This window comes from Caryophanon tenue (assembly GCF_001700315.1).
GTDB classification, from domain to species: Bacteria; Bacillota; Bacilli; order Bacillales_A; family Planococcaceae; genus Caryophanon; species Caryophanon tenue.
The window spans coordinates 1-16,632 of sequence record NZ_MASJ01000009.1 but is presented as its reverse complement, the minus strand read 5'-3'; the positions used below and the strand labels follow the sequence as shown (position 1 = coordinate 16,632).

The following is a 16,632-nucleotide window of genomic DNA, read 5'->3' as shown; positions in this document are numbered from 1 at the left end:
CACTCGTAGAAAGTAAGTAATGAAGATGAAAGTAGGTTCCGCATGATGACAACAACGATTAATTTTTTACATATTCCGGTTTTGTTTAAATCAGGTGATTTCGGTGTGATTTATGACCACACGAGTGAAGAGTTCCAACAGCTTGTGTCACGTAGCGCCTTTGAAACGCTATGTCGTGAGTTTAATGACGGCGTGCGCTATTTTGAATTATTTTTACAGTCGCCCTTTGGCACGGCCGAGCAGCTTGTATGGTTAGATAATAATGGTCGCCGAGCGATCCAGTTATTGCATGAGAACGGGGTCATTATTAGCTTTGCGTTAAAGCCATTTGTCCAGTATGCGAGTGACAAAACGTATACAAAAAACCGCTATGAACTGCCGATTTGTGATGATTGGTATGTGTTTTGGGGTGGCACAAATGTTTTTGAGAACTACCATTATGAATATGAAAATCAGCGCTATGCCTATGATTTAGTACGTCGCCAAAATAATTCTACCTATTCCTCGAACAGTCAGTTGAACGAGCATTATTATGCATTTGGCACACGCGTGGTCGCACCGCTTCATGGCAAAGTTGTCAAAGTTGTTGATGGCATTGCTGACAATGTACCAGGGGACATGAACACGGCCCATCCAGCAGGCAATTATGTCGTCTTAAAGCACTCACATGGTGAATACAGTTTCCTTGCGCATTTCCAACAGCACTCGATTGTTGTAAAGGAAGGAGATACGGTGAAGCAAGGACAAATTTTAGGGAAATGTGGCAACTCCGGCAATTCTTCTGAAGCGCATATTCATTTCCATGTGATGGACGGACCGGTGTGGGAAAAAGCAAAATCAATTCGCATTCAGTTTGAAGACAATGTAGCGCCAACGCAAGGCGATGTCGTAACGGCACCACCGCCACGTGAAAAGCGCGATATAATCGATACGATTGATGATGCCATTACATGGTTTGATATTCTCATATTCGTACCGCGAATAATTGGACAGTTTTTCAGAAATTTATAAGGATAATAAGCCTTTGTGTAGATAGGAAATGTAAAATGGTTGGAGGAATGAATGCCATTGCCTATTTTCTCCAGAGTATATTTAAAGAAAAATACCTTTACGTTACAAGATGAAGTCCTTTTATGCATATTTTATATAACCATACAAAATGAAACGGGTCACTTATACGAGTGGTCCTTTTTATTTTATTTGAATGGAAAATTATTAAATAATACCAATTAATAGACGTGACATTTTGTAATTAATTTGTAATAATATAAGTATATTGTAATAAAAGGGTGGATGTTAAAGATGCCAAATTTATTTGAGATAAAAGTAAAGTTATACATAACCAAAAATATTACAAATGAAGAAAGTTCAGCAGAAATTGTAAAGTTAATTGATGCCAGTTTACTACAGGATGCAACAATGAAGACATTGCATGAAGAGCGTGGTTATAAACCATATGTCATGAATTCATTTTATCCGATAGAGAAAGATTGCATTTATAAAGAGGGAAAAATATATACAGTTATCATTCGAACGATTTCTCAGTCGTTCAAGCAACATTGTGAGACGATACTTTGCAATACATATACAGATCGATTAAAGGTGTTATCGGTTACTGTGAATAAATGGAGAACCGGAATAATTGATAAAGTATATTCGATTACTCCTATTGTATTGAAATTTGATGATACAGGTTATTGGAAAAATCAATATACTGTTGCAGATTTTGAAAGGTTATTAAAAGATAATTTGTATAAAAAATATAAACACTTTTTCTCAGAAGAAATTGTAGAAGAGGTTGAGTTATATACGAACATTCAATTGGATAATAAAAAACCAATTGGGATGAAGTATAAAAATGTGACGTTGTTAGGCGACAAAGTAACGATTCATGTAGCAGCGAATGAAACAGCACAAAAATTATTCTTTATGGCATTAGGAACTGGTATCGGACATAACAATAGTAGAGGTGCGGGCTTCATTAATGCGAAGTTTTATTAAGGGGATGACAACATGATTGCAGATATAATGGCAGTATTTGATGAAATGTATGAAAAGCATGGTGAAAAATTAGTCATCGATAATTACACATTAGCGCCAGGTACGTATGTAATTTTGTCATTAACAGAAGGAATTAAACAATTGTATGAAGTGAATATGGATACACCGTGTACAGATGATTTATATAGTTATTTTGTTATTCGTGATTATTATTCGAAGTTAATAAATATGGATAAACCGATAGATACAAAGAAGAAAATACATTCCAATCAACTATATAGCTTTTTTGTGAAGAAAGAAAATTTACAAAATGGGAAGTTGACATCAGCAATTATTGATAACTACTACGAAATCTTACAAGACCCACGTGTTAAATATACTGAAAAGAAAAAGTTAGCTATGTATGAAGAGGCTGAGGTTATATATGGGGCAGTAAATGAAGAAGAAGTGCAACAAATTAAACAAGGCGTTGTTTCCTACTTACCAGAGATTCAGCAGCGAATGAAAGAAGATAAAAATTATTTGAAAATATTTATCGAGCGTGACGAAGTAGATTTCATAAATGAAGGAAAAAAGTACATGATCCCAAATGTTTTTAATAGTACAGATTTCAATATTATATTGAATGGAAAAACGTACGGTCTACCAAATGACAATATGGGATTAAATCCTAAAAAGCCTTTTTTAGAAAATAAGCAACGAAAAACGAAAGTTCCTACACTAATGACTCTTGAAAATGCATTGAAGCAAAAAGTACTTTTTGATTATTTAATGAACTTTGCTACACAAGGTAAACGTTATTTATTCATTGACGAGTCTGAGACACCTAAATTAACCGCTATTAAAAATGATCAAACAATGGGAGAAGAGTTTACAGGTTCCTTTTTGTACATACAAAAAGGCAAGGAACTAGAAATTCATGATTTCGATGGAATTCATGCATATAGTCCAAACGTAAACTTTAGGTTTGTCAATGTATTAGATATTACATTAAGTGAATATGATCAAGATATTGAATTTAAAGGCTATGACAAACTAAAATATGTACAAGATTTAGTGAATAGAGTTTATTTTAAAAAGTTTTTAATGACGAATTATTTTACGGATGCTAAAGATATTAAGCTCCGTGAATCTTATTTAAAAGAGATGCTTGTTGTATCGAGGAAAGCTTGGTTCAATTGGTTTTATAAAGGCGATACGCAATTAATTGAATCGGTGCTAGATAAAGTATCATTAGCAATCATTAAGGGAACAATTATTTCCGATTCAATTTATAAAGCAAGGCATCAATATAATCTTTACTATTCGTTAAAAGAACATTTTACAAGGAGCGATGTTAAAATGGCTGATGTGCTAAGTAGTGTAAAAAATCAATTGCGGACAAAAATTGAGCAATCTGAAACAGCCTCAATTACAGATGACCAAGAATATTATTTTGCGGTTGGACAAGTAACGGCTTATTTACTATCTCAAAGTAAATCGAATACAAAAACAGATGCGTTATTAAATCCGATTATTAATTGTGCAAATGGTCGAAAATTAAATCAAAGTTTAATTAATCTTTATAAAAGATACAATCATGCAATACAAGGGAGCAAAAAGTTCAGTAATTTACTTGCCATGGTACAAAGTTATGAGCCAGATAGTCCAAAAGTAGATACGAATATTATTATTGCGGGTTATTTACATAGCAATTTAATTTACGAGAAACAACCTAAAGCAACAGAACCGACGAATGAGGGGGCTAGCGAATAATGACAACTAAGCTAAAAGGTAAAGTGTATGGTGTACTAGGTATTCAATCGGTGATGGCTAATTGGAATGCAGATTTTTCGGGTTATCCCAAAACGACTTCAACGGGAGACGTATTCGGTAGTGATAAAGCGTTAAAGTATCCGATAAAACAACAATGGCTGCATCAAGGAGAAAAGGTTTTATATGTAAAATCATATAAGTTAGATGTCAAAAAGGATGAAAGTACATTTCGCCCAAAATCTTTAAAAGAACGTTATGAAGAAATCTTTGATGTGGCAGATTTAAAAAAGGAAAAGCAGCAAGATAAAATTCTTCGTAATCTATTCCAAGCAGTTGACGTAAAAAACTTTGGTGCTACATTTGCAGAAGAAGGGGCAAATTTATCGATTACAGGTGCAGTGCAAATTGGCCAAGGCTTTAACATATACGAAGATACAACGACAGAGGCACAGCAAATTTTATCTCCATTCCGTTCTGAAAATGCAAAGCAAAAAAAGAATAACGAAGAAGCAAATAGTTCAACGTTAGGAACAAAAATCGTTAGCTCAGAAGCTCATTATATGTATCCATTTGTAATCAACCCATTTGTATACAATGAATACGAATCCTTTGGTGTGACAGAAGGCTATACAGAAGCTGATTATGCAAAGTTTAAAGAAGCTGCTTTAGTAGCGGCCACTGCTCACAATAGTAACTCGAAACTAGGTTGTGAAAATGAATTAGCTATATTTATTCATACGAACGATCATACGTATTTACCAGATTTAGCGCAGTTTATTTCCTTTACGAAAGGATTCGATGGTGAAAAAAATGTGTTAACATTAGGATTTGGTTCATTAATAGAGGAGATAGCGGAGAAAATCTCAAGTATCGAAGTATTCTATAATCCATATACAACATCGATTAAAGGAGAGTTAAAAGGGGTTACGTATTATAATATTTTCACTTCAAAAGAGGTGTGATGAGATGCGTGCATTAAAATTTACACTCTCAGGGAAAACCGCATTTTTTAAAAAGCCTGATGTGAATACGTATTTGTATTTTACGTATGGACAAGTTCACAAAGTCGCATTGCTTGGCATTATAGGCGCAGTAACAGGATTAAAAGGTTACGGGCAACAAACGGCCGAAGATGTGTTCCCAGAGTTTTATAATAGACTACACAACTTAAAAGTAGCAATTCGACCAGAATCTGAAAAAGGCTACTTTAGTAAAAAAGTACAAACGTATAATAATTCAGTTGGGTATGCCTCAAAAGAGCAAGGTGGCAACTTGATTGTCAAAGAGCAATGGCTAGAATTTCCGAAATGGACGATTTTTATTTTGCTAGATAATCATCCAGACGGACAGTTAATTGAGCATCACTTTTTAACTAAACAATTTATGTATTATCCTTATTTAGGTAGGAATGATCATTTTGCGACCATTGCAGATGTTGAAATCATCGACGTAGTAAAAGCGACGGACATAAACCAAGTTGACACGTTATTTAAAAAGTCCCCAACGATTCATGTAATGAGTGAAATAGATTCATTTGATGATTCGAATGACTGGAAGTATGAGGAGTTTTTGCCGACAGCTCTACATGAAGAAACAAATTTATATGTAATGGAGGCATGTATTTTTACGAACATGTCGATTGAAACAACAGATAAAGAAAATTTTTATCGTTATGAAGATCAAACATTATATTTTATATAAATATTCTAAAAGCCTATGAAGCAATTCATGGGCTTTTTTTCAAAGAGGTGAAGAAAAAAATGTTAGATGTACCTTTATTTGATATAAAGCAAATTAAAAATATTGACCAAATGTATGCGCATACTAAAAAGGATAGTACAGAAAAAGAATTGCTGGGAGAGCATTTACATAAAACATTGAACTATTTTCAATTTCTATACACAGAAAAAAAGTTAGCGTCTGTCTTTAATAAATTGGCCGTGCGCTTTTTCAAAGATGACCAAGCAGCTATCGAACTGTGGGAAGAGCTAGCAGTCAATGCAATCTACTTACACGATATTGGAAAAATTAATGGTAACTTCCAAAAAGTGAAGATGCAAAACAATCAAGCATTTCATGTGAAAAGTTCGAATAATGCCAATCACTCGATGTTATCCGCAGTGATTTATTACAACCATTACTTTGAAAAAATAAAAAATGTATCGAGCAATCAATCTAATCGTCAAATGCTCCTGCTATTTTTAGTAATGAACAGTTACGTTATGTCAAAGCATCATGGGAATTTTGATACGATGGAGCAATTTTTTCGGAAATTTGAGGAAGCTTTTGGGGATTATCAAGACATTACTTTTTTTGATGGTTACACGATTCGTTTTCAAAAATTGAATAACAAACTAATGAAATTGTTGAAAATGGAGCTAAAAAAATACGATATGGATGCGTTTATCTATATTCGTTTATTGTACTCCTGCTTATGCGCAGCGGATTATTATGCGACAGGCGACTTTCTGAAGGATCAACCGCTTCACTATTTAGGGACGATTAAAGACGTACAAAAATATAGAGATTTTTATGAGAATGGGCAGATTTATCAGTCCATCGAGGCATATCGAAATAATATATACCCACATGCTAATTTACATGATGTGAAAGATATCAATATACTACGTACAGAGTTATTTATTGAAGCAGAACAAAATTTACAAAAGCATCAAGAGCAATCATTGTTTTATGTAGAAGCACCAACTGGCGGTGGAAAAACAAATATATCGATTAATCTAGGGCTTAAATTACTCCAACTAAATGTAGACTTGAACAAAATCGTCTATGTCTTTCCATTCAATACGCTAGTCGAACAAACATATAAGACATTGCAGTCACATTTTGATCTACCAGATGATATTGCGATGTTGAATTCTATTACACCAATGCTAGAACGAGTAGTGAAAAATGAAGAACAAGAATTAAGTACAGATTTTGAACAAACCTTATTGGATCGTCAATTCCTCCATTATCCAATTGTGTTAACGTCGCATGTGAATTTATTTTCTTATTTATTTGGTGTGAAAAAGGAAAGTATTTTTGCATTGGCACATTTAGCGAACAGTGTCATCATATTAGACGAAATTCAAAGTTATCGTAATCTTATTTGGAAAGAAATTATTCAATTTTTAAAGGAATATGCGGAAATATTAAATATCAAAGTGATTATTATGTCAGCTACGCTACCTCGCCTCGGTCAATTAATCGATTTAGAGCTACCTTCTCTCATTGAAAATAAAGAGCGTTATTTTCAACATCCATTGTTTAAACATCGCGTGAAATTTGATTTTACGCTGCTAGAACAGCAGGATTTTTCGATGGAGGATTTAGTGACGACAGTGGCAGAAAAAATGAAACAAAAAAATCAGAAAATTTTAGTGGAATTTATTACGAAAAAAAGTGCGGTTCAATTTTACACGAGGTTGAAGGAAGAACTACCAACGTATGCGATGGATTTATTAACGGGTGATGATCATAAAGCGGAACGAGCAAGGATTATACAGCGAGCATTACAGGAGCAACAACTTGTTTTAATTGCTACCCAAGTTGTTGAAGCTGGCGTAGATATTGATATGGATATCGGCTTTAAAAACATTTCAATTTTAGATGCAGAGGAGCAATTTGCTGGAAGGATTAATCGTTCATGTAAAAATGAAAATGGTGGCGAGGTTTATTTTTTTGAATTAGACCGCGTTAATGCAATTTATAAAGGAGATTTAAGGGTCAATCGATTAGCGGACTATTCTGTACGCAATCCTACATATCAACAATTCCTTTTAGACAAAAATTTTACTGACTTTTATCGTGCAGTGTTCGAACGTGTGGAACAAGAAACAACGAAACAGAATGAGCAAAATTGGGAGCAGTTTCGATCTGAGAAAATGTGCGCATTAGATTTTTTAGCAATCGAAAAGCGAATGGAATTGATTTCGAAAAAGGATTATGAAATTACATTGTTTATGAATCGGGATATTACGCTAGAAAGTGGAGAAGTATTAAACGGGAGTATCATTTGGCAACAATATAAGGAATTAACATATGACAAACTGTTACCGTTTGCCATTAAAAAAGTGGAGCTATCGAAAATTAATGAAAAAATGAGTTATTTTTTATACCGTGTAACGACTGTGGTAAATTACCAAGAACGAATTGGTGAGATTTTTTACATTGATGAAGCGGATCAATATTTTATCGATGGAAAATTTAATCGCGAAGCTCTTCAATCGCAATCAATGTTTATATAGGGAGACGTGAGGACTATTGAAGATTACAGGTACAATTATTAATTATTATTTTCATTGTAAAAGGCAGTGCTGGCTCTTTGCACATCGTATCAATTTAGAAGATAATAGTGAGCTTGTGAAAATTGGGAAGGTTATGCATGAGGAGAAAGCAGCGGAAGCAAAAACCGCAGAAATTAAAATCGATAACATTCGAGTAGATAAGCTGACAAAGGATTATTTAATTGAAATAAAGAAGTCAGACGCTGATATTGAAGCAGTAAAATGGCAAACATTATTTTATTTAAAAGTACTAAAGGAAAAAGGCGTCTTCAAAAAAGGGAAAATCGAATTTGTTGAGAAAAATAAGCAACATAAAAAAATTGTGTATGTCGAATTAACAGATGATATCGAGCAACAGTTAATTCAATTGGAACAAGACATTCAAAATTTGATAGAAAATTCGCGTGTTCCACCGACGCTTAATGAGAAAAAGTGTAAAAAATGTGCTTACTATGAATATTGCTATATAGGGGGATAAAGACGATGTCTAATTCTACTAAATATTTGACAAGTATGGGTGAATTGAGCCGGAAAGATAATTCTTTAATCTTTCGAAATGAAAAGGGCCATACGTACATTCCGGTTCATGGTGTGAAAGAGATTTATTGCTTAAATGAAGTGACTGTAAATACAAAGCTATTAGATTTTTTGTCTAAAAACGGCATCATCATGCATTTCTTTAATTATTTTCAGCATTACTCGGGCACATTTTATCCTAAGGAATCATTAGTAAGTGGTGACGCAACGGTATTACAAACAAAAACGTTCCTAGAGAGCCGTTTAATGATAGCAAAGGCTATTGTTAAAGGAATTGCGACGAATATTCATCAAGTGCTTTATCACTATTATAAGCATGAGGTGAAAGAATTAAAGCCATTACTTGATTGGCTGGCAAAAGACATTCCAAGAATTATTGAAAAAGCACAGCATATAAAACAACTGTTATTTGTTGAGGGCAGTATATGGAAACGATTTTATGATTCCTTTGTTTATTTTTTACCAGAGGATTTTGTATTAAATAAGCGTGTAAAAAGGCCACCAGATAATCCGATTAATGCGCTCATCTCCTTTGGAAATTCTCTGCTTTATACAAAAACGATTTCTCAAATTTATCAGACGCACTTAAATCAGACAATTAGTTTTCTGCACGAGCCTTCAGAGGCAAGATTTTCACTGAGCCTGGATTTAAGTGAAGTATTTAAACCAATTTTAGTATATAAGACGATTTTTGAATTGGTGAATAATCGAAAACTTAAGGTGGAAAAACATTTTAGAAAAGAATTGAATTATTGCTTATTGAATGAGGAAGGCAGTAAAATTTTCATTCAAGCATTTGAAACACGATTAAATAGTACATTCGCTCATGCAACATTAAAGCGTAAAGTAACGTACTATACAGCTATTAAATTAGATGGCTATAAGCTGTTAAAGCATATTACCGAAAGTAAAGAGTTTATTCCTTTCTCAATTAAGGAGAAGAAATAGATGAGCCGAAAATTTAATGCGAATTATGCTTTTGTTTTTTATGATATAAATGAAAAACGTGTCAATAAGGTGTTTAAAGTATGCAAAAAGTATTTAGAGCATTATCAGTATTCTGTGTTTAGAGGACCGATTACACCGTCTAACATTAGAGCATTAAAAAATGAGATACAGAATATCATTAATCCAGAGGAAGACCGCGTATCATTTATTTTAATGATGAATGATAAAGCTTTTGGAGAAATAGAGTTAGGTCGAAAAAAAGCCGATGACGATTTGTTTTTATAATTTTACCAGGGATTAAAAAGCCCAAATTTTATAAAGCTTTATGCATCCATAGTTATGACGTTTTTTTAAGAATAGAAACATTCTGCTCATTTAGCTGGTAAAAAACGTTTGAACCCCTTGGTATTATTGATTTATAATGTTTCTATAATATACTGAAAGCCTTTAGTGCTCGGTATTGAACTTCAACATAAGATGTATTGAAATAAAAACTTGCCAACTGTGTCTGCATTAAGGTGTGATATTGAACTTCAACATAAGATGTATTGAAATTCTAATTCCGGATCTAAAATCGGAAACTTATTAATATTGAACTTCAACATAAGATGTATTGAAATTGGGATTAATCCACCGCAGCTTATGGTGTTAAAAGCATTGAACTTCAACATAAGATGTATTGAAATGGAATGATTGGGACATAGCGGAATATTACAAGGACATTGAACTTCAACATAAGATGTATTGAAATATGGAAAACGAAAGAGGATTGAACGTGCTGCGAAAGATTGAACTTCAACATAAGATGTATTGAAATATTTGTATGTAAGCCGTTTGTCGATAAGCATTACGATTGAACTTCAACATAAGATGTATTGAAATTATTTAATTTGACTTAAAAAGTTAAACCGAGACGCCAATATTGAACTTCAACATAAGATGTATTGAAATATGTTCGTGCTACAGAAGCAATTGCAGAGTTACAATTGAACTTCAACATAAGATGTATTGAAATACGTCTACAACGTCCGTTAACGTGCCGTGCGAGATTGAACTTCAACATAAGATGTATTGAAATTTTAAAAATCACGCTACTAACACCACTTTGGCGTACATTGAACTTCAACATAAGATGTATTGAAATATAATCCGAACGCCCTCCACTGAAAACACATCATAATTGAACTTCAACATAAGATGTATTGAAATTTGTTTGTGTTAGTAGCGTCTTTTTGTTTCACACTCATTGAACTTCAACATAAGATGTATTGAAATATACGGAGAGGGTGAACCGCATGACGTACTTTAAATTGAACTTCAACATAAGATGTATTGAAATATCGGTGTACAAACATACGACCAACTTTTAAACGGCATTGAACTTCAACATAAGATGTATTGAAATATATATAGCGCGTTTTCTTGTTGCTCGACACGGGTTAATTGAACTTCAACATAAGATGTATTGAAATGAAAAGAGGAAAAATACATGACTACCTTTGAACAAAATTGAACTTCAACATAAGATGTATTGAAATTTGTGCATAGTGGTGATACAAACGCAGAAGTTGTTGATTGAACTTCAACATAAGATGTATTGAAATGTAAACGGAATACGTTTGCATCGTCTGCCGCTTGTATTGAACTTCAACATAAGATGTATTGAAATAAGCAAGAAAATGACAGTCTGTATATTGGACGAAAATTGAACTTCAACATAAGATGTATTGAAATTTGTTAATTGACATTTCTTCATATTCTGTGCCTTTATTGAACTTCAACATAAGATGTATTGAAATCTCGCACTCGTATTACGGTCTAGCGATACCGTACCAATTGAACTTCAACATAAGATGTATTGAAATGTATCTGCGTTTGTTCGCCCGTTTACAGTATCGCCATTGAACTTCAACATAAGATGTATTGAAATTATTATTATGACAATGAAATTAAAAGGCGCTTTAATTGAACTTCAACATAAGATGTATTGAAATTACACATTGCTGGCAAATAATAAACCTTGTTCTGCGATTGAACTTCAACATAAGATGTATTGAAATACATTTCCGTCAAAATGACTTCCATTTAGCACACCCATTGAACTTCAACATAAGATGTATTGAAATATTTGTGTTTTTAAGTTTGTCGCATATTCAAGCGCAATTGAACTTCAACATAAGATGTATTGAAATTACCCGAGTTCCATGAAGGTTTTCCTTTCTCAAAATATTGAACTTCAACATAAGATGTATTGAAATAAACAAGGGTATACGGGTGCGATTGCTGACAATGAAATTGAACTTCAACATAAGATGTATTGAAATCTGTCTTTTGTGAGACGTTCGTTTTCGGATGTTGCAATTGAACTTCAACATAAGATGTATTGAAATTCGTTTAAAAAGATAATATGCCCATGTTGTAACTTATTGAACTTCAACATAAGATGTATTGAAATCACCATTGCCAGCACTTACTTTTTGGGCGTTTTCGATTGAACTTCAACATAAGATGTATTGAAATTACCAAACGATGGATGTTCCAAACGATGCAAAAGTATTGAACTTCAACATAAGATGTATTGAAATATGTCTTTTGTAAGACGTTCGTTTTCTGTTGTCGCACATTGAACTTCAACATAAGATGTATTGAAATTTCCAAACTGAAAAACGAGAAATTGAATATTACGGATTGAACTTCAACATAAGATGTATTGAAATATACTGCGGTCATGCGCTTTCTTTGATTTGGTTAAATTGAACTTCAACATAAGATGTATTGAAATATAAAGCCACTCCAGCTAAACGATGGTAGTGACGATTGAACTTCAACATAAGATGTATTGAAATGCCCACTTGTACAGCTCAAAAGCGTTAATGCTGTAAATTGAACTTCAACATAAGATGTATTGAAATAGAATTAGAGCGTTAAGTATTGAGATAGTGGCTAGATAGCTAGCCTATTTTGGTTTAATGAACAAACGTAATCATATGGTCAATCGCTAAACATAGCAGATGATTTACTCACCAAAATGCTGTACTTACAAACAAAATGAAAGGAGCGTTGATGTGATGAAAAAAAGTGTATACAGTGCGAGCGTGATGCTAGCATTATGCTTCGTATTATCCGCATGTGATAACGATACAGATGCGATAATACATACGGACATGAAAGAAGACACTGTCGTAGAAGAAGTGACACGTACAGCGCCACAAATGATAGCAGATGATGAATATGTGAAAGCAACCATTGTTGACATCATAAAAGATAGCGAGCGCGCGGTGTATAACGTTGTCTTTGAAGTGGAAAATCGACTGAATAATGACATCGATGTTGGCTATACAGAGATACTAGGTGACGGACAAAGTTTGACATCGTCCATATCGGCTACGCGTATACCATCAGGCGCAACAGGGCAAGCAACGCTATACGTCGAGGAGCTAAATGAGGAGACATTTCCAGCAAGTATTGAGCTGTCACTCAGCATTAGTGAATATCAAACGCCTAGTAGCTTGTATGGTGTGAAGGATTATCCACTAACGATTGCATTACCAAAATAGACAAAATCTCCTTATAGCGGTATAGGCTAGAAGGAGATTTTTGGCGTTCATTTTATAGCAGGCATTTAGCTCGTCTTGTTGCGAGAAATGGTATAGTCAATCGTTAAAAATGGGATGCGGAAAATGGTCATGCGATGTACCGCTTCTAAATGTGTGCCTATATCTGTTACCGTAAAGTACTCGTGAAGCGGTAACTGGCATGTATACGTACCGATTGTGAGATACGTCCCAGCATCACCTGGCGCATCACTCGTTAACTGTACCGTTTGCCCGTTACTGGTCACGGCTAAAATGCCGTGCATCACGCTTTTGGGTAACGGTAATGCAATATTCATATAACACTGGTGATCATCATAATGCACTGCATAAATGGCGCTAAACACAATCGTGTCGTCAATTTTTCGTTGCCATAAGCGAGGTTGATGGCGTCCATCTGCTAGAGCATCAACACGTGTAATCGTGCCATTCATCGTCACTGTTTGACGAGACAGCGGCAAATGTAGCTGCTGCATCCCTTTGCTCATAATAAAAAAGACAGCGGCGAATGGGCGAAACCAAATTGACCATTTTACCGAAGCTTGCAGTGTGTAATCAGCTGTGTGTTCGTAAAAGCGCTGTACTTCACGCGGTATTGGTGCGTGAGGGGCAAGTTCAGTAAAGTCATCGACAAGTGCATGATGAGGCTTGTCAGACGGCTGAAACTGTCCACGAATCGCACTTCTTGGAAATTGATGTGCGCGTTGTGTAGAGGGTGGTGCGAAAATAGACGCAATCGTGACGGTTATTCCAAATAAAATGGCATTTAATGTGCCGTGAATGGCAATCATTTGCGGAATACTGACGGCGTGACTGCCGCTAAAGCGCCCTGACGCATACAAAAATGACCAACAAATCGTCAAGCAGAGCGTGAAAAAGGCCATTAATGTGGAGACGCGAAAGAGACGCGGTGCTTGGCGTGACAGCAAGTGCCACGTCATATAAAAAATCGCCACGACGTACGCAGTGACCGCAATTAGTTCAATCCATACGGAGACGGTAATACCGAGTGCCACCGCCAATGGTCCAATCGCAAGTACGGCACTGCTCCACAGAAATCCTGTCGTCTGTGTGATGCGCCCGATAAAGCCGAGCGTAATACAGAGTAAACACGCGGAATAATGAAAATGAATGGCAGTGAGCCACGTAATGATGGGGCTAAAGCCGGTATCCATTTGCAGGTGATAAGCTACAAACCAACAGCCACCAATCGCAATATACAGTAGGCCTATATCAATGAGTATTTCTGCAATATTTGTAAAGCCTCGCTGTAAAAAGCGACGCACCCCAATACTTGCAATCATTACCGTTGTTATGAGGTAAGTGATTGCGTAGATGCTGATAAGGACGGGATTTGATGTAAAAAATAGCGCAGTGACTGCCAGTTGCCCCGCGATAAAGAGCCCTTTATGAACCGTATGTAACGGTGTAATCGCTTGAACAACAATCGGGATATAGAGCAGCTGAGCTACCGTTAAATAATAAAAAAAGGTTGCATCCCGTAGTACGAGTAACAAGCTCATACAAACTAGCCCGACCATCGTAACGGGACTAGTGAGTGGTTTCGGTAAACGTCCCAGCATAGCTCATCATCCTTCCGATATGGGGGTGGTACATATGTACGTGAATGGTGTAGCACTGCGCAGTATCATCATAGCCTTCAAGAACGACGACACGTGTTGCGAATTTTTTCGGTAACGGTATTTCAAGTGCACCAAACACGGCACGTTGCACACCGGAGCGAATGAGGAGCGAGCCTTCCGCTGTCACTGAAAAATGCAGTGCCGAATAAAAGCGTGCAGGGTCGCCAACATAATCTTTCACCAGCCCATTCACTAAATCGGCGGTCATTGTCGCATTAAAATAACGCGTAGCATGTGGAAACTGAAAAGCGCGTTCCCAGTAGACAACCGCTTCATCACTTTCATTTATATAGCTTGTATTCGTAATCGTAAATGGAATATTCGTCCCGCTTTCCGGAAATAAAAAGCGCGACGATGCAAAATAATGATACACCGGCTGTAGCCACGGCGCACCTGTTTCAATAGACTGCATCATACCGCTTGCTCGAAAAGTGCCACTGCGTAAAGCATAGCGGTGCTGAAGTTTCGGATGAAGTTTTTGAAAATCTGTGCCTACAATCGTTTCATAAATCATTTAATTTCCTCGCTTTCGTTGACAAGTAGAAGCGGTTGGACAGTCTTTTTGTAGCAGGAAGGCGACAATGGACATGCACCAAAGCGCCACGTTAAAGGCGACCACATTAAAAGGGTCTGTTGCTACATGCGGTGCGGCAACTATCGCACTTATTGTTAAAACAGGAAACAACACTATTTGTCCGATGAGGAGTAGTCGTTGACATCGCCGCACAATAAACAGTAGGGCGATGATGACTTCAAGCAGCCCGACCCACTGAATAGCAGTTATCGCCGCCGGAACAGACAACGGTGACAGTGCGACGAGCATGTCAATTTCAAGGGGATGTTGCCCGATAAGCTTTGGCACAATACCTTGGTATAGCCATACAAAACAAAAGCACAACATGAGTAGCCAGTAGCTAAAAAAGCGGCGATACTGCATTGCAGGACGTTCACCTTGTTCGAGCCAACGTGCGAGCACATCAAAGCTGAGTGCCGTTGCCCAGCCAAGTACGGGGCGAAATAAAGCATCAATCAATCGACCAAAGCGCGGTGTGTAATCATACTGCGTTAAAAAAACGGTTTCATTAGCGCGCGGAATATATTGCCAATAGCCGCTACCTTGTACAATCGGTGATAACGGATGGTCTGTGCCAAATTGTAGTGACGACGTTTTTTCACCAGTCTTTTTTTCATGAGTACCCTTTGTTTCTCCTGTCCCGCGCACGGTAAAGAAAGGGCTAATACGCCGTTCATATGTAAATGTTTGGCGTGTGCCTTGTTGTACATCGTCATACGTAATGCGCGAAAAGCGGACGTCCCATTGCTCATGCAAGCTCGGTTCTTGTGTATATTGCCATACTTTATCAATCGGGGCATTAATCGTACGTAACACATAAATGGGTGTTGTTTTTGTCATACAGCAACCCTCCTTTTTACTAGTGTATCACGTATTGTTGGTATATTCAGATAATCAAAGTGCCGCTACAAACACGATACAGAAAAAATAATTAGCAGGAAATGTTTCAGAAATGTCTTCGTCTGGAAAAGATGGTTTGCTTGAATGGAAAATCATATTTTATATAGATGTCATCGATTAGAAAACATGAAATTTAGAGGTATTGTAATAAATCGAAGAGTAGGTTTCAGATGGAACGATATAAGTGATCGATACTACATGTGTGACACATTTCGATTTCTCACAAGCTATGCCCGCGAAATGCGTTTGCTAGAAGTATCATAAAAATCCTTCAACAGTGGTGAGTGCTGAAGGATTTACTTCTGAACGCATCATTAATACCCAACTTTATCGAGTCCAATAACGATAAAAAGTAAGCCCGTAATCAAATAACGCATATATTCAGGCAGGCACCT

13 protein-coding genes and 1 CRISPR repeat array are annotated in these 16,632 nt (G+C 36.0%); of the genes, 10 read left to right on the top strand and 3 right to left on the bottom strand.

The features are described from left to right. The first annotated feature begins 42 nt into the window (after window positions 1-42). From A6M13_RS07295 to A6M13_RS07250, 10 genes are all read left to right on the top strand, one after another. Complete coding sequence (locus tag A6M13_RS07295; protein WP_066544536.1) at window positions 43-1,011, top strand: M23 family metallopeptidase; 969 nt, start codon at window positions 43-45, stop codon at window positions 1,009-1,011. Between the two features lie 291 nt (window positions 1,012-1,302). After that, window positions 1,303-2,001 carry a CRISPR-associated endoribonuclease Cas6 gene (gene cas6, locus A6M13_RS07290; RefSeq protein ID WP_066544534.1) on the top strand — a complete coding sequence of 233 codons (699 nt, stop codon included), beginning with the start codon at window positions 1,303-1,305 and terminating at the stop codon, window positions 1,999-2,001. Between the two features lie 12 nt (window positions 2,002-2,013). Beyond that, entirely contained in the window at window positions 2,014-3,756 is a 1,743-nt protein-coding gene (locus A6M13_RS07285) for a hypothetical protein (RefSeq protein ID WP_066544532.1), read from the top strand. Beyond that, window positions 3,756-4,718, top strand: coding sequence for a type I CRISPR-associated protein Cas7 (locus A6M13_RS07280; protein WP_066544530.1), 963 nt, complete (start codon window positions 3,756-3,758; stop codon window positions 4,716-4,718). The genes A6M13_RS07285 and A6M13_RS07280 overlap by 1 nt, the downstream gene beginning before the upstream one ends. A gap of 4 nt (window positions 4,719-4,722) precedes the next feature. Next, a complete protein-coding gene (cas5b, locus tag A6M13_RS07275) occupies window positions 4,723-5,457 on the top strand; it encodes a type I-B CRISPR-associated protein Cas5b (protein ID WP_066544527.1) in 735 nt (244 codons plus the stop codon). A gap of 59 nt (window positions 5,458-5,516) precedes the next feature. Next, window positions 5,517-8,003 carry a CRISPR-associated helicase/endonuclease Cas3 gene (locus A6M13_RS07270; protein WP_066544525.1) on the top strand — a complete coding sequence of 829 codons (2,487 nt, stop codon included), beginning with the start codon at window positions 5,517-5,519 and terminating at the stop codon, window positions 8,001-8,003. A 16-nt stretch (window positions 8,004-8,019) separates the two neighbouring features. Further along, window positions 8,020-8,520, top strand: coding sequence for a CRISPR-associated protein Cas4 (cas4, locus tag A6M13_RS07265; protein ID WP_066544523.1), 501 nt, complete (start codon window positions 8,020-8,022; stop codon window positions 8,518-8,520). A 5-nt stretch (window positions 8,521-8,525) separates the two neighbouring features. Beyond that, window positions 8,526-9,527: a type I-B CRISPR-associated endonuclease Cas1b gene (cas1b, locus tag A6M13_RS07260; protein WP_066544521.1), complete on the top strand. Its 1,002-nt coding sequence runs from the start codon at window positions 8,526-8,528 to the stop codon at window positions 9,525-9,527. Next, window positions 9,528-9,812, top strand: coding sequence for a CRISPR-associated endonuclease Cas2 (gene cas2 / locus A6M13_RS07255; protein ID WP_066544520.1), 285 nt, complete (start codon window positions 9,528-9,530; stop codon window positions 9,810-9,812). A gap of 174 nt (window positions 9,813-9,986) precedes the next feature. Continuing rightward, a CRISPR array of direct repeats spans window positions 9,987-12,439; the repeat unit is 30 nt; unit sequence ATTGAACTTCAACATAAGATGTATTGAAAT. A 156-nt stretch (window positions 12,440-12,595) separates the two neighbouring features. Next, window positions 12,596-13,084: a hypothetical protein gene (locus A6M13_RS07250; protein ID WP_066544518.1), complete on the top strand. Its 489-nt coding sequence runs from the start codon at window positions 12,596-12,598 to the stop codon at window positions 13,082-13,084. Between the two features lie 65 nt (window positions 13,085-13,149). Here the strand turns inward: A6M13_RS07250 and A6M13_RS07245 are convergent, their stop codons facing one another. The 3 genes from A6M13_RS07245 to A6M13_RS07235 are packed head-to-tail and all read right to left on the bottom strand — an operon-like array spanning window position 13,150 to window position 16,177. Then, a complete protein-coding gene (locus A6M13_RS07245) occupies window positions 13,150-14,703 on the bottom strand; it encodes a YndJ family protein (protein ID WP_066544516.1) in 1,554 nt (517 codons plus the stop codon). Then, a complete protein-coding gene (locus A6M13_RS07240) occupies window positions 14,672-15,277 on the bottom strand; it encodes a DUF4166 domain-containing protein (RefSeq protein ID WP_066544514.1) in 606 nt (201 codons plus the stop codon). The genes A6M13_RS07245 and A6M13_RS07240 overlap by 32 nt, the downstream gene beginning before the upstream one ends. Beyond that, the gene (locus A6M13_RS07235; protein ID WP_066544513.1) at window positions 15,278-16,177 is read right to left on the bottom strand and encodes a DoxX-like family protein; all 900 of its coding nucleotides are present in this window, start codon (window positions 16,175-16,177) and stop codon (window positions 15,278-15,280) included. Window positions 16,178-16,632: the final 455 nt, after the last annotated feature.